Raw genomic sequence first — 13,051 nt, 5'->3', positions numbered from 1 at the left:
CACCGTCGCCACTCCATCCTCTTTGCGGGGGGCCCGCTTCGTCCGGCGCGAAGGTCGCCGGGCATCGTGACGGCTGGATGACATGTCGGGATTAACCTATGGTCAAGTCGTTGAGGACAATTTCGCCGGGCGCCCGATCGGTCTCGTCGGACGAATCCGCCCGCGCCCGCAGCAGCTCGGCGGCGAGCGCCCGTGTCAGCGGGCGCTTGCGCGCCAGCGCCTCGCGGTCGAGCTCGGCCACCACGTCGCGCAGCCCGGCAATGGACCGCTCGACCCGTGGCAGAAGGTAGGCCAGCAGCGCCTCATCGGGAAGGATCTGCCGGTCGGCGAACAGCTTCACCGCCACCGCCGCCAGCAATTCCTCGTCCGGCGGGCCGAGCCGCACCACCGGCAGCACCCGCAGCCGCGAGGCGAGATCGGCGGTGGCGAGGCCCTCCGAAAGGGTCGAGGGCAGCCGCGCCGAGGTGATCAGCAGGCCCGCCTTCTGTTCGCCCACCAGGTTCAGCAGATGGAACAGCGCCGCCTCGGGCACCGGCCCCTCGCCCAGATCCTCCACGACAAGCGCGCCGCTGGCGAGCAGGCCGGGCACGGCGGCGATGTCGAGCGCCGCCGCCGGGATGACAGGCGCATGGGCCGCCTCGGCGAAAATGGCGGCCAGATGCGACTTGCCCGAACCCGGTGGCCCCACCAGCGCGACGGCGCGGGCCGGCCAGTCCGGCCAGGCTTCGATCAGCGCCAGCGCCGCCTCATTGGCGAGGCCGGGCAGGAAATCGTCCCGCGACCGGCTGTCAGCATGGGGCAGATCGAGGGCAAGCTGTCGGCTGGCCATGCTCAGCGCACCCGGCTCTCGGGCAGGAAGGGCACCGGCGCGGGGGCGCTGTGCAGTTCCCCCTCGCCCTCCCCCGTATAGAGCGGACTTTCCAGATACTGGTTGATGGCGAAGCGCACCAGCACCCCCACCGCCGCCGCCAGCGGCACCGCCAGCAGCAGGCCGAGGAAGCCCAGCATGTAGCCGAAGGCCAGCAGGGCGAACATCAGCCACACCGGGTGCAGGCCGACGCTGTCGCCCACCAGCTTGGGCGAGAGGATGTAGCCTTCGATGAACTGGCCGAACACGAAGATGCCGATGACGATGGCGATCATCGAATAGTCCGGGAAGAACTGCACGATGGCGACGCCGCCGGCCAGCACGAGGCCGGTCAGCGAGCCGACATAGGGGATGAAGGTGATGATCCCCGAGACGAAGCCGATGACGAAGCCGAAATTCAGCCCCGTCATGGTCAGGCTGATGGCGTAGAAGCTGCCGAGAATGAGGCAGACCAGCGACTGGCCGCGCACGAAGCCGGCGATGGCGCCGTCCATCTGGCGGGCAAGGCTGCGAAGGGTGGCGCGGTGGCGCACCGGCAGCCAGGAATCCACCTTGTGGACCATGCTGTACCAGTCATTGAGAATGTAGAACGCCACCACCGGGGTGATGACCAGCAGCGAGAACACCGAGAGCAGCGCCTGCCCGCCGGTCCACAGCCCCTGGATCAGGGTCAGCATGTAGGTCGCGCCCTGCGAGACCAGCTCGTTCAGCCCGGACTGGACGCTCGGCATGCGGTCGCCGACGAAATCGCGCAGCCACGCCGCGCTCTCGCCCTCGCCGGTCAAGAGATTCTGCAGCTTGCCGATATATTCCGGCAGGCGCTGGATGAAGGCGGCGAGCTGCGAGCCGAAGATCGGCACGACCAGCAGCATCAGCAGAATGGCCAGCAGCAGCGTCAGGGTGATCGTCACCAGCGAGGCCACCAGCCGGTTGACGCCCCAGCGCTCCAGCCGCGTCGTCACCGGGTTGAGAAAATAGGCGAGCGCGAGGCCGGCGACGAAGGGCAGCAACACGCTGCTCAGCAGCCATGCGGCCGCAATGAACAGGCCAAGCATCGCCAGCCAGAACATCACCTGCTTGTGCCACGCCATTCGTGAACCGCCTCTCGCCCGGGTCCGCGCCTGCCGACGCCGCCTCGCGCACATAAATACAGGAAAACGGCGCGCGTGCGATGCACAAGCCGCACAGCCGGGACGCGCGCCCCCGCCATTCACAGAACCTTCCCTAACGCGACATGGCGGTGGACGTTCCTCCGTGGCAGAAGGCAGGAGGCCGGCTGGAGGAGCGCGTGATGGAAGACCCGCTTTATACCGATGCGTCCCTCGTCGCCTTCTACGATACCGAGAACGATTGGGGCATGGACCGCAGCTTCTGCGCCGGCCTTGCCCGGGAGGTGGACTGCGTGCTCGATCTCGGCTGCGGGACAGGTGCGTTTCTGGCGGGACTCTCCAACCCTGTCCGCGTCGGCGTCGATCCGGCTGCCGCGATGCTCGACGTGGCCCGTGCCCGCCCGGGCAGCGACGGCGCCGTGTGGATCGAGGCCGATGCCCGCACGCTGCGCCTGGGGCAGCGCTTCGATCTCATCGTGCTGACCGGGCACGCCTTCCAGGTCTTCCTCACCGATGACGACCAGCGCGCCGTGCTCGCGACCATCGCGGCACATCTGGCGCCGGGCGGGCGCTTTATCTTCGACAGCCGCAACCCGGCCGCCCGCGAGTGGGAGGAGTGGCAGCCGCACAATTCGCGCCGGTGGGTCGATCACCCCGCCCATGGCCGGGTCGAGGCCTGGAACACGGCAAGCTGCGATGAAGCCTCGGGCGTCGTCACCTACGGCACCTACTATCGCCTGGGCGACGGGCGCACCCTGAGCGCGCAGAGCCGCATCCGCTTCACCCCGGGCACCGAGCTTGAACGGCGAATCGCGCAGGCCGGTCTGCGGGTGGAGCGCTGGCTGGGCGACTGGAACGGCGGAGCCGCCGAGGAGGCTTCGCCCGAGTTCATTCCCCTCGGCGGCCTCGCTCCGCCGGCGTGAGCCATCCTTGATGACGGCGCCGGCCGCGCGTGCCAAAAGGCGGCGTCGCGCCAGCCCGGCGCACCGTTCGGATCTGCCGCATGCGCTCCTCTGTCGTCACCTCAGGCATCGTCGCCGCCCTTGTCGGCTTTGGCGGCACGCTCACCCTCATCGTCGCGGCGGCGCAGGCGCTCGGCGCCACGCCGGGGCAGATCACTTCGGGCGTCATCGGCCTGTGCCTGTCGATGGCGGCGACTTCGGCCTGGCTCGGCTGGCGCCACCGCATGCCGATCATCACCGCCTGGACCACGCCCGGCGCGGCGCTGATCGCCGCCTCGCACGGCCTCACCATCGAGCCGGCGGTGGGCGCCTTCCTTGTCGCCGGCGCGCTGATCCTCGTCACCGCCGCGGTGAAGCCGCTCGGCGCGCTGGTGCAGCGCCTGCCGGTGGCGATCGCCGCCGCCATGCTGGCGGGCGTGCTGTTCCGCTTCTGCACCGGCGTGTTCTCCGCCGGGCAGGTCGACCCGCTGCTGGTGCTGCCGCTGGTGCTGCTGTTCCTGGTGGCGCGGCGGATCAGCCCGTTCGGCGCCGTGCTGGCGGTGCTGGTGCTCGGCATCGCGCTGGCCTTCGTCCTCGGCCGGGTCGGCCCGCTGCCCGATGGCGTGCCGTGGCCGACGATCGAGCTGATCGTGCCGCGCTTCGACCTGCAGGCGATGATCGGCGTCGGCATCCCGCTCTACATCGTCACCATGGCCTCGCAGAACCTGCCCGGCCTCGCCGTGCTGCAGGCGGCCGGCTACAAGCCGCCGGCGCCTTCGATCCTGGCCTCCACCGCCATCGCCTCGCTGATAACGGCGCCGATCGGCTCGCTGACCAGCAACCTCGCCGCCATCACCGCCTCGATCTGCACCGGGCCGGACGCCCATCCCGACCCGGCAAAGCGCTGGCTGGCGACGCCGTTCTATGCGCTGAGCTATGTCGTGCTCGCCGGCTTCGGCGCCGGCGCGGTGGCGCTGATCGCCACCCTGCCGCGCGAACTGGTGGCGACCTTCGCCGGACTGGCTTTGCTCGGCCCGCTGGTCAACGCGCTCGCCTCGGCGATGGGCGACACGGCCAAGCGCTTTCCCGCCGTGCTGACGCTGGCGGTCACCGCCTCGGGCCTGTCGCTGTTCGGCCTCGGCTCCGCCTTCTGGGGGCTGGCCGCCGGCCTCACCGCGCTGGGCATCGAGCATGCCGGGCGCCGGGGCTGAGGCCGCGCCGTGCGGGGGAAAGCCGCCCGCGACCTTGCCCGCCGCGCCATAAGCGTTTAATCCGCGAGCATTGTTCGGGGACGCATGATGACCGGTACGGAAAAAGGCCTCAGCTATCGCGATGCGGGCGTCGACATCGATGCCGGCAACCGGCTGGTCGATCTCATCAAGCCGCTGGTCAAGGCGACCCGCCGGCCGGGCGCCGATGCCGATATTGGCGGCTTCGGCGGGGTGTTCGACCCCAAGGCCGCCGGTTTCAAGGACCCGCTCATCGTCGCCACCACCGACGGCGTCGGCACCAAGCTGAAGATCGCCATCGAGACCGGCCGGCACGGCACCATCGGCATCGATCTCGTCGCCATGTGCGTCAACGATCTCGTGGTGCAGGGCGCCGAGCCGCTGTTCTTCCTCGATTATTTCGCCACCGGCAAGCTGGCCCCCGAGGTCGGCGCCACCATTGTCGCCGGCATCGCCCGGGGCTGCGTCGAGGCCGGCTGCGCGCTGATCGGCGGCGAGACGGCTGAGATGCCCGGCATGTATGCGGAAGGCGACTACGACCTCGCCGGCTTCTCGGTCGGCGCGGTGGAGCGCGGCGAGCTGCTGCCCTCGCCCAATGTGCGCCCCGGCGACGTGCTGCTCGGCCTCGCCTCGTCAGGCGTGCATTCCAATGGCTATTCGCTGGTGCGCCGCATTGTCGAGCTGTCCGGCCTCGGCTGGGATTCGCCCGCCCCCTTCGCCCGCGGCCTCACTTTGGGCGAGGCGCTGCTTATCCCCACCCGGCTCTATGTGAAGTCGGCGCTCGCGGCCATCCGCTCCACCGGCAAGGTGAAGGCGCTCGCCCACATCACCGGCGGCGGCCTCACCGAGAACCTGCCGCGCGTGCTGCCCAAGCACACGATCGGCCGCATCGACCTTGACGGCGTCACCCTCCCCCCGGTGTTCCGCTGGCTGGCGCAGACCGGCAATGTGGCGCCGGAAGAAATGCTGCGCGCCTTCAATTGCGGCATCGGCATGGTGGTGGTCTGCGCCCCGGAAGACGCCGAGACCGTGGCCGATGCTTTCGCGCAGGGCGGCGAGGAAGTGGTGCATCTCGGCGTCATCGAGCCCGGCGAGGGCGCGGCGCACACTGTCTATGACGGCACGCTCACCCTCCACACGCCGCTCTGAGCCGGACGGCGCCATGACCAAACCCCGCGTGGCCGTCCTCATCTCCGGGCGCGGCTCCAACATGATGTCGCTGATCGAGGCGGCGGCGGCGCCGGACTTTCCGGCCGAGATCGCGGTGGTGATCTCCAACCGGCCGGACGCGCATGGCCTTGCCCGCGCCCAGGCCTGCAACATCCCCACCCGCGTCGTCGACCACAAGGCGCATGCCGACCGCGCCGCGTTCGACGCCGCGCTCGACGCGGTGCTGGTGGAGGAGCAGGCCGATCTCGTCTGCCTCGCCGGCTTCCTGCGCCTGCTCACCGGCCCGTTCGTGGAAAAATGGACGGGACGGATGCTCAACATCCACCCGGCGCTGCTCCCGAGCTTCAAGGGCCTGCACACGCATGAGCGGGCGCTGGCCGAGGGCGTGCGCATCCATGGCTGCACGGTGCATTTCGTCACGCCGGAAATGGATGTCGGTCCCATCCTCATTCAGGCCGCCGTGCCGGTGCTGGAGAGCGACACGCCCGACACGCTCGGCGCGCGCGTGCTGGCGCAGGAGCATATCGTCTATCCCGCCGCGCTGCGCCTCGTCGCCGATGGCCGCGCCCGGCTGGAGAATGGCCGCGTCACGATTGACGAGTTCACCCTCGCCCCGCCGGCGCTGGTCGTGCCGCCGGTCGGCTGAGCGTCTACGCGACCCCCACCGCTCGCAGCGTCGGCGCGGCATGCGCCACCTCGTCGAGCGGGGCGATCGACACCTGCATATCGGTCATGACAGCGTCGCCATAGATGGTGGCGAAGGCGGCATCCGCCGCGTCGCGGCCGACGCCGATCCGCACCAGCCCCTGCAGTGCGGCCTTGCGGGTGGGGTCGAACACATACCAGGCGCCGTCGAGATAGCACTCGAACACGGCGTGAAAGTCCGGCGGGTCGAGCTGCCAGGCATAGGAGCTGGCGAAGCGCGAGGGGATCGACAGTGCGCGGCAGAAGGCGATGCCGAGATGGGCGAAATCCCGGCACACCCCGGCGCGCTGCACCATCGTGTCATAGGCCGAGGTCTCGGAATTGGTGCTGCCGCTCAGATACTCCACATTGTCGTAGATCCAGTTGCAGATCGCCGTCACCCGCTCATGGCCGGGCGGCAGGCCGCCGAACTGGTGATAGGCGAAGCGCCCGAGCTGGTCCGACTGGCAGTAGCGGCTGGGGTTGAGGAAGGGCACCACCCCCAGCGGCAGCTCCGCCACCGGCGTCTCGCCGACATGGGAGGGGTCGGCATCGAGCATCGCCAGCTCGACCCTGGCGTCATAGGCGACCTCGAACAGGCCCGGCTCCACCACCACGCGCACCAGCCGGGTGCCGCCCGCCAGCTCGTGCCGCTCCAGCGCGAGCGCGGGGGTGAGGTTCAGCGTTTCCGACAGAATCGTCTGGTGCCGCAGCGCCGCCGCCTCGATGTTGAGGATGAAGACGGCCCTGTCGCGCACCTCATAGGCGAGCCGAGAGGCGACGTTGAATCTCATGGGGCGGTTCCGCTGCGAGGAAAGATGTCGATATGACGCCGCCAGCGTCGATCGGTTCCCCTCAGTTACCACCTCTTGGGTCGTAAATTTGCGACAGCGGCGCATGTCGCGGCCGAGGCGGGGTGGCCCTCCCCGCTGCCGGCCGCATCGCGTGCGCGCACACGATGCCCACCGTCGTGCCGCGCCGCTAGCAGCATCGTGTCGTTCTCCAGCCGTCGCTCCTCTATCTCGGACAAACCGCCGCGCCCCATGTCGAGCTGTTTCTGGCTTAAGCTCCCAACTGATGATGCAAACGGCCAAGCGCCGCTATAGCGTCCTTGCCGGAGGTTATCCATGAGCAAGGTGAACATCGGTCTTAGGCAGGCAAATCGCTTGGCGCAAATGTCGCCCAAGGCACAGCTGGGCTTCATTGCGGAAGGCCTTCCGCTGATACGCGACAGCGCCTTTGGATTTTGGTCGGCTGCTCAGGCGCTGCAGGGCCATTCGCGTGAGCGCGAGGTCCTAGAAGGCTTTGCAGAAGAAGAGGCCGCTAAGGGCTTGATCCTGATGGACATCGTTCGCTGCCCTTCAGCACTGATGAAAGATCGCCTGACACCGATGCTGAGCTGGTTCTACAATCACCTTGCCCGAATGATCTATGCCAATGCAGCCAGCTGGAAACCCGTCGACACTAAACAACTTCAGGAATATGTAGATACAGCTCGACGCACCCATTATCTTGAAGGCAATATGGGTGAGTACATCCTGCCTAATTGGGAAGAGTATCGGCGGGAAAGCCAACTATACGTTGATATTGCAGCATTCGAGAATGGCGATCCAGTTTGGAGCGCGCCTGTCGTTCACGACGGTGTATCGATTGGAGATTGGCCTCCCCCTTCGCTTCAATTAGTTGAAGCACTGCATCAACTGGGCCTCACTACCGAGGCTGGCCTACAGGCAACCTCTGAGACTTGGGGCACGGTTACGTTCCAGGATAAAGAAGGTTTCGAGGACATTAGGAAAATTCTCGAACGTTTACTTGCACGCGCTATTGCCGAAAGTCTGCCACTCGAAACAGCTGAAGAAAAGCATGTACAGACTCTTTATCGTTTATGGCAGATTCCGATGTACCTGCTTGACCTCAAAAGACTCCCTGTGTCTCTCGAAGAACTGAAGCGCCATCAGGAGGCCATGCTATGGGCCGAAGCCGGATACTAGCTCCGGCGCGCTCGGTGAGCCACATAGCTACACCTTCCCGATCCGCACCCGGTTGTCGTGCAGCGCCGCGCCGCCGGCGGGGGCGACGGGGTCGGCGCCGGTGAGGCTGTTAATGCCGCGCCCGCCAGCATGGGCGCGGTTCGGCCAGATCGATTCCGCCACCACCACGCCCCGCCGCAGCCCGTCGAACAGGCGGGCATGCAGAAGCACCTCGCCCCGCGCGCTGGCGACGCGCACAAGCTCGCCCTCGCCCACCTCCAACGCCGCCGCATCCTCGGGGTGCAGCAACAGCTCCGGCCGCTTCTCGCGGGCAACCGAGCCCTCGGTCTCGGTGAAGCTGGAGTTGAGGAAGGAGCGCGCCGGCGCGGTGACGAGGCGGAACGGGTAGTCCGCATTCGCCTCCTCGATGACAGTCCAATGGTCCGGCCATTCCGGCATGTCGCGATACGGCCCGAACTTGCCCGGGGAGGTGAAGCGCGAATGCGCCCAGTCCGGCTTCAGCCGGAACTTGCCGTCCGGCCAGTTGAAGCCCTTCACATAATGCGCGGTGTCGAAATCCGGCTGCACGTCGAGGAAGCGCTTTTCCTCCAGTTCCTCCACTGTGCCGCGCCCCTTCGCCTGCAGCAGCCAGTCGATGTGGTCGCGCGGGCTCATCTGGAACCCCTCATGTGCGGCGCCGAGCCGGTCGGCCAGCGCCACGATCACCGCGTGGTTGGTCCGGCACTCGCCCGGCGGCTCCACCAGCTTCGGGCCGAGGATGACATATTGGTTGCCGCCGCCCTGATAGAGGTCGTCATGCTCGGTGAACATGGTCGCCGGCAGCACGATGTCGGCCATGGCAGCCGTCTCGGTCATGAACTGCTCATGCACGGCGACGAACAGGTCGTTGCGGGCAAAGCCCCGCCGCACCGTCTCCTGGTCGGGCGCGACCGACACCGGGTTGGTGTTCTGGATCAGCATCGCGGTGACCGGCGGGCCGCCAAGCAGCGCCTCCGGGTCTCCGGTGAGAATGTCGCCGATGCGTGACTGGTCGAGCTCGCGCGCGCTGGTGGGGATGTCCAGCCCCTCCACCATCCGCTTGTTCCAGCCATAGATGGCGCTGTTGGAGTGGAACGCCCCGCCGCCCTCATGCTTCCAAGCGCCGGTAAGGGTGGGAATGCAGCTCACCGCATGCATCGCCACCGCGCCATTGCGCGAGCGGGTGAAGCCGTAGCCGGCGCGGATGAAGGTCTTCTTGGTCCGGCCGATGGCGTGGGCGAAGGCTTCGATCTCATCCGCCGGCAGGCCGGTGATCGCCTCGGCCCAGTCCGGCGTGCGGGTGGCCAGATGCGCCTCCAGCCCGGCCGCGTCATCGGCGAAGTCCTTGAGATAGGCGCGGTCGGCCAGTCCGTCGCGGAACAGCACATGCATCACCGCGCAGGCGAGCGCGCCATCGGTGCCGGGCCGGATCAGGATCGGGATGTCGGCCTGCTCCATGGTCGGTGAGCGGTAGACATCGACCACGGCGATCTTCGCCCCGCGCTCCTTGCGGGCGCGGATGGCGTGGGTCATCACATTGATCTGGGTGGACACCGGGTTGGTGCCCCAGATCACCACGAAATCGCTCTTGGCCATTTCGCGCGGGTCCGGCCCGGCGAGCTTGCCGGTGCCGGCGAGGAAGCCGCTCCAGGCCGGGTTGACGCAGATCGAGGAAAAGAACCGCGAATAGCCCTTGGCGCGGGTCAGCCGGTTGATGCCGTCGCGCATCACCAGCCCCATCGTGCCGGCATAGTAATAGGGCCAGACCGCCTCCGGCCCGTGCGCCTGCTCAGCGTCGCGGAAGCGGTGGGCGATCTCGTCCAGCGCCTCGTCCCAGGAGATCGGGGCGAAGCGCCCCTCCCCCTTCGGCCCGATGCGGCGCAGGGGCTGGGTCAGCCGGTCCGGGTGGTTGGCCCGCTCGGCATAGCGCGCGACCTTGGCGCAGATGACGCCGGCGGTGAAGCTGTTGGCGCGCGAGCCGCGCACGCGGCCGATGCGGCCATCCTCCACCTCGATCTCCAGCGCGCAGGTGGAGGGGCAGTCATGCGGACAGGCGGAATAGCCAGTGCGGGTCGGCAGGATGTGCTGATTCATGAAAAAGGCGCTCCGCCGCTATCCTAGCGGAGCGCCTCCTGTTTTTACACCTCAAGCGACAGAGGTCGCGCTCAGTGCGCGGTCGCCTCGCCGCGACGGTTCTTCACGATCCAGCCGAAGCTGATCACGAAGATCGCGCCGACCACAGCGGCCAGATAGTGCGGGATGGCGGAAGGCTTCAGGCCGACCGGGTCCTCGGGATCGGTGATCACGTCGACCAGCCACGGGGCCATACCCTGCATGGTCTCCAGCACCACCTTGTCGCTGACCAGCATCTCGCCGGCGATCCAGCCGAGCAGCGCCGCGCCGAACCAGATCAGGATCGGGAAGCGCGAGATCAGCTTGAGGATCAGCTGCGAGCCGAACACGATCAGCGGAATGGTCAGCAGCAGGCCGAAGATGAACAGCTCGGCATGGCCGCGCGCCGCGGCGGCAATCGCCACCACATTGTCGAGGCTCATCACCGCGTCGGCGATGGCGATGGTGCGCACCGCCTTCCACAGGCTGTCGGCGCCTTCGACATGATGGCCCTCGGCGCCCTCGTCCAGCACCAGCTTGATGGCGATCCAGAACAGCAGCACGCCGCCGACGACCTTCAGGAACGGGACGCCGAGCATGTAGGAGACCACGAGCGCGAAGACGATGCGCAGGCCCACCGCCGCGCCAGCGCCGAGCAGAATGCCCCATTTGCGCTGCTTCTCGGGCAGCGAGCGGCAGGCCAGCGCGATGACCACGGCGTTATCGCCGGAAAGCAGCAGGTCGATCCAGATGATCTGGAGCAACGCCACCCAGAAGATCGGGCTTGAGAAATCCATCGTGTCCTCTCTGATCGTCGGTCTTGTTCAGATGTCAGCAGGAACACCCGCCCCATCTCTGGCATACATTATTATTTACGCCAGAAATCGCCCCTGAAACGCCCGACGCCCGCGCTCTTGACGAGTCGCGGGCGTCGAGGGGGAGGGAAGCCCCGTTCAGTTCACGAGCCGTGCGGGCCCGCAGCGTGAGTCCCGCCCTTGAAGCGGGAGATCGCCCAGCCGGTGCCGAGCACGATCACCGCACCGGCGGCCGCCGCCGCGTATTCGTAGTGATGGACCATGGCCTCGCCGAAATAGTCCAGCACCTTGATGTCCGAGACGAACATCTCGCCGGCGACCCAGCCCAGCAGCGCCGCGCCGGCCCACACCAGGAAGGGGAAGCGCGCCAGCAGGCCCATGATCAGCGCCGCGCCGGCAATGATCATCGGGATGGAAATGACCAGGCCGATAATGATCAGCGTCCAGTCGCCATCGGCAACGGCGGCGATGGCGACGACATTGTCGAGGCTCATCACCAGGTCAGCGACGGCGATGGTGCCGACGGCGCGCCACAGATTGTCATGCGCGGCGACGCCACCTTCCTCGCCCTCTTCCGGCAGCACGAGGTCGACCGCGATATACATCAGCGCCAGCGCGCCGACGATGCGCAGCCAGGGCAGGCCCAGCAGCACGGCGATGATGGCGGTGAACACGATGCGCATGCCGACCGCGACGGCGGCGCCGAGGATCATGCCGGTGCGGCGCATCTTGTCGGGCAGCGAGCGGCAGGCCATCGCGATGACGACGGCGTTGTCGCCGGACAGCAGGACGTTGATCCAGATGATTTTGAGAAGTGCTAGCCAGAAAAGCGGCTCAAGGTAATCCATGTGGTCATTCCCTCACCTCCCGCCCGGATGCGGGCGGAACTCCAGTCAGTTGTTTCGGCGTTGGCGCGCCATTTTTTCTGGTGAGGCAAGAGGAGGTGGCTCCGGCGGGCCCACTCCCGGGCGCTCTTGGCGCGCCATTAAACGGCATCCCCGCTGCGGGCCACTTCTCCATGGCCGGACCCCCGCAGCGCCCATCTAGGGAACATACATAATAATCCATGCGGTGGCCAAGCCCGAATACCGCATTTTGTCAATTATCGATGCTGCGAACGCTTAGTCTACGCTGCTTCGCACAAAGAAACACCCCGCCCGGCGGACCGGACGGGGTGCGTTTTCAAGGCCCTGCCACCCTTGCGGGCAGCGGACCAGAGCGATCAGCCGACGATCTCGTTACCGGCGAAGAACTGCGCGATCTCGATCTGCGCATTCTCCAGGCTGTCGGAGCCATGGGCCGAATTCTCGCCGACCGAGAGGGCGAATTCCTTGCGGATGGTGCCCTCGGCCGCATTGGCCGGGTTGGTGGCGCCCATCACTTCGCGATACTTGGCGACGGCGTCCTCGCCTTCCAGCACCTGCACGACGATCGGCTCGGAGATCATGAAATCCACGAGCTCGCCGAAGAAGGGACGCTCCTTGTGGACGCCGTAGAAGGTCTCTGCCTGGGCGCGGGTGAGCAGGATGCGCTTCTGCGCGACGATGCGCAGGCCCGCCTTCTCGATGGTGGCGTTGATCGCGCCGGTGAGATTGCGACGGGTGGCGTCGGGCTTGATGATGGAGAAAGTGCGCTCGAGCGCCATGACGTGCTTCCTGAAGATACAAGGGGGCGAAAGGTTCGCAGCGGCTTATAGCGGCGCCTCCGCCTGCGGACAAGAGAAGCGCGGGCGGCGTTTTCGACAAGACCCCGGCCCATCCCGCAGCGCATCGTTCGGAACCGAAATCCCCGCCTTGCGGTGGAACCGTCGCACGCTCATTTGTTTAGCAACGAAGCGGCCGGTGCCGCAGCCCAGGATGCAGTCCATGAAGAAGTGTGTTGTCGCCGCGTTGGCTCTGGCGGCCGTGCTTGTCGGCCTTCTCGCCCTCCCCTTCCTGCCCGTCGCCGACGCGACGACCGACCCGTCGCGCCAGCCGGCCGGCTACAAGACCTGCTTCCTGGAGCGCCGTGCCGTGTTCACGCAGGGGGCGCCGCGCTGGGTGAAAGAGCGGCGCTGCGTATTCGCCGAATAATCGGCGTTCACGACTTGATGATTACCTCTTGGAACTCTTCCG

The 13,051-nt window shown here is 67.2% G+C and carries 13 protein-coding genes; 6 read left to right on the top strand and 7 right to left on the bottom strand.

Annotated elements, in window-relative coordinates; all coding sequences use genetic code 11:
* Nucleotides 1-91 precede the first annotated feature (91 nt).
* Nucleotides 92-829: a P-loop NTPase family protein gene (locus tag BLO63_RS16865; protein WP_091442925.1), complete on the bottom strand. Its 738-nt coding sequence runs from the start codon at nucleotides 827-829 to the stop codon at nucleotides 92-94.
* Nucleotides 830-831: 2 nt separating this feature from the next.
* The gene (locus BLO63_RS16860) at nucleotides 832-1,959 is read right to left on the bottom strand and encodes an AI-2E family transporter (RefSeq protein WP_091442923.1); all 1,128 of its coding nucleotides are present in this window, start codon (nucleotides 1,957-1,959) and stop codon (nucleotides 832-834) included.
* A gap of 200 nt (nucleotides 1,960-2,159) precedes the next feature.
* On the opposite strand from BLO63_RS16860, the gene BLO63_RS16855 reads away from it, so the two are divergent.
* The 4 genes from BLO63_RS16855 (at nucleotide 2,160) to purN (ending at nucleotide 5,963) form a co-directional block, all read left to right on the top strand.
* Nucleotides 2,160-2,900, top strand: coding sequence for a class I SAM-dependent methyltransferase (locus tag BLO63_RS16855; protein WP_091442921.1), 741 nt, complete (start codon nucleotides 2,160-2,162; stop codon nucleotides 2,898-2,900).
* Between the two features lie 71 nt (nucleotides 2,901-2,971).
* The gene (locus BLO63_RS16850; protein WP_280138068.1) at nucleotides 2,972-4,129 is read left to right on the top strand and encodes a benzoate/H(+) symporter BenE family transporter; all 1,158 of its coding nucleotides are present in this window, start codon (nucleotides 2,972-2,974) and stop codon (nucleotides 4,127-4,129) included.
* A gap of 84 nt (nucleotides 4,130-4,213) precedes the next feature.
* Nucleotides 4,214-5,296: a phosphoribosylformylglycinamidine cyclo-ligase gene (purM, locus tag BLO63_RS16845; protein WP_425284341.1), complete on the top strand. Its 1,083-nt coding sequence runs from the start codon at nucleotides 4,214-4,216 to the stop codon at nucleotides 5,294-5,296.
* A 13-nt stretch (nucleotides 5,297-5,309) separates the two neighbouring features.
* On the top strand, nucleotides 5,310-5,963 hold the full coding sequence (gene purN / locus BLO63_RS16840) for a phosphoribosylglycinamide formyltransferase (RefSeq protein ID WP_091442916.1): 654 nt from the start codon (nucleotides 5,310-5,312) through the stop codon (nucleotides 5,961-5,963).
* Between the two features lie 4 nt (nucleotides 5,964-5,967).
* Here purN and BLO63_RS16835 read toward each other — a convergent pair whose 3' ends face one another.
* Nucleotides 5,968-6,795 carry a transglutaminase-like domain-containing protein gene (locus BLO63_RS16835; protein WP_091442913.1) on the bottom strand — a complete coding sequence of 276 codons (828 nt, stop codon included), beginning with the start codon at nucleotides 6,793-6,795 and terminating at the stop codon, nucleotides 5,968-5,970.
* Nucleotides 6,796-7,128: 333 nt separating this feature from the next.
* On the opposite strand from BLO63_RS16835, the gene BLO63_RS16830 reads away from it, so the two are divergent.
* Nucleotides 7,129-7,992, top strand: a complete 864-nt coding sequence (locus BLO63_RS16830; protein ID WP_244517924.1) for a hypothetical protein — start codon at nucleotides 7,129-7,131, stop codon at nucleotides 7,990-7,992.
* Between the two features lie 27 nt (nucleotides 7,993-8,019).
* On the opposite strand, the gene BLO63_RS16825 is transcribed toward BLO63_RS16830, so the two are convergent.
* From BLO63_RS16825 to ndk, 4 genes are all read right to left on the bottom strand, one after another.
* Nucleotides 8,020-10,104 (bottom strand): molybdopterin-containing oxidoreductase family protein, encoded by a 2,085-nt coding sequence (locus BLO63_RS16825; protein WP_091442911.1) that lies wholly within the window; start codon nucleotides 10,102-10,104, stop codon nucleotides 8,020-8,022.
* Nucleotides 10,105-10,175: 71 nt separating this feature from the next.
* A complete protein-coding gene (locus tag BLO63_RS16820) occupies nucleotides 10,176-10,919 on the bottom strand; it encodes a TerC family protein (RefSeq protein ID WP_091442909.1) in 744 nt (247 codons plus the stop codon).
* A 161-nt stretch (nucleotides 10,920-11,080) separates the two neighbouring features.
* Nucleotides 11,081-11,785, bottom strand: coding sequence for a TerC family protein (locus BLO63_RS16815; RefSeq protein ID WP_091442906.1), 705 nt, complete (start codon nucleotides 11,783-11,785; stop codon nucleotides 11,081-11,083).
* Nucleotides 11,786-12,159: 374 nt separating this feature from the next.
* Entirely contained in the window at nucleotides 12,160-12,582 is a 423-nt protein-coding gene (gene ndk, locus BLO63_RS16810; protein ID WP_091442904.1) for a nucleoside-diphosphate kinase, read from the bottom strand.
* A gap of 220 nt (nucleotides 12,583-12,802) precedes the next feature.
* On the opposite strand from ndk, the gene BLO63_RS16805 reads away from it, so the two are divergent.
* Entirely contained in the window at nucleotides 12,803-13,009 is a 207-nt protein-coding gene (locus BLO63_RS16805) for a hypothetical protein (RefSeq protein ID WP_091442902.1), read from the top strand.
* Nucleotides 13,010-13,051 lie beyond the last annotated feature (42 nt).

Source organism: Ancylobacter rudongensis (assembly GCF_900100155.1).
Classification (GTDB): Bacteria; Pseudomonadota; Alphaproteobacteria; order Rhizobiales; family Xanthobacteraceae; genus Ancylobacter; species Ancylobacter rudongensis.
The sequence above is the reverse complement of the archived record's forward strand: the minus strand, read 5'-3'. Positions and strand labels throughout refer to the sequence as shown.

Coding starts and splice junctions, on each gene's coding strand:
- BLO63_RS16865 (WP_091442925.1), bottom strand. CDS start 829: ATGGCCAGCCGACAGCTTGCCCTCGATCTGCCCCATGCTGACAGCCGG.
- BLO63_RS16860 (WP_091442923.1), bottom strand. CDS start 1,959: ATGGCGTGGCACAAGCAGGTGATGTTCTGGCTGGCGATGCTTGGCCTG.
- BLO63_RS16855 (WP_091442921.1), top strand. CDS start 2,160: ATGGAAGACCCGCTTTATACCGATGCGTCCCTCGTCGCCTTCTACGAT.
- purM (WP_425284341.1), top strand. CDS start 4,214: ATGATGACCGGTACGGAAAAAGGCCTCAGCTATCGCGATGCGGGCGTC.
- purN (WP_091442916.1), top strand. CDS start 5,310: ATGACCAAACCCCGCGTGGCCGTCCTCATCTCCGGGCGCGGCTCCAAC.
- BLO63_RS16835 (WP_091442913.1), bottom strand. CDS start 6,795: ATGAGATTCAACGTCGCCTCTCGGCTCGCCTATGAGGTGCGCGACAGG.
- BLO63_RS16830 (WP_244517924.1), top strand. CDS start 7,129: ATGAGCAAGGTGAACATCGGTCTTAGGCAGGCAAATCGCTTGGCGCAA.
- BLO63_RS16825 (WP_091442911.1), bottom strand. CDS start 10,104: ATGAATCAGCACATCCTGCCGACCCGCACTGGCTATTCCGCCTGTCCG.
- BLO63_RS16820 (WP_091442909.1), bottom strand. CDS start 10,919: ATGGATTTCTCAAGCCCGATCTTCTGGGTGGCGTTGCTCCAGATCATC.
- BLO63_RS16815 (WP_091442906.1), bottom strand. CDS start 11,785: ATGGATTACCTTGAGCCGCTTTTCTGGCTAGCACTTCTCAAAATCATC.
- ndk (WP_091442904.1), bottom strand. CDS start 12,582: ATGGCGCTCGAGCGCACTTTCTCCATCATCAAGCCCGACGCCACCCGT.
- BLO63_RS16805 (WP_091442902.1), top strand. CDS start 12,803: ATGAAGAAGTGTGTTGTCGCCGCGTTGGCTCTGGCGGCCGTGCTTGTC.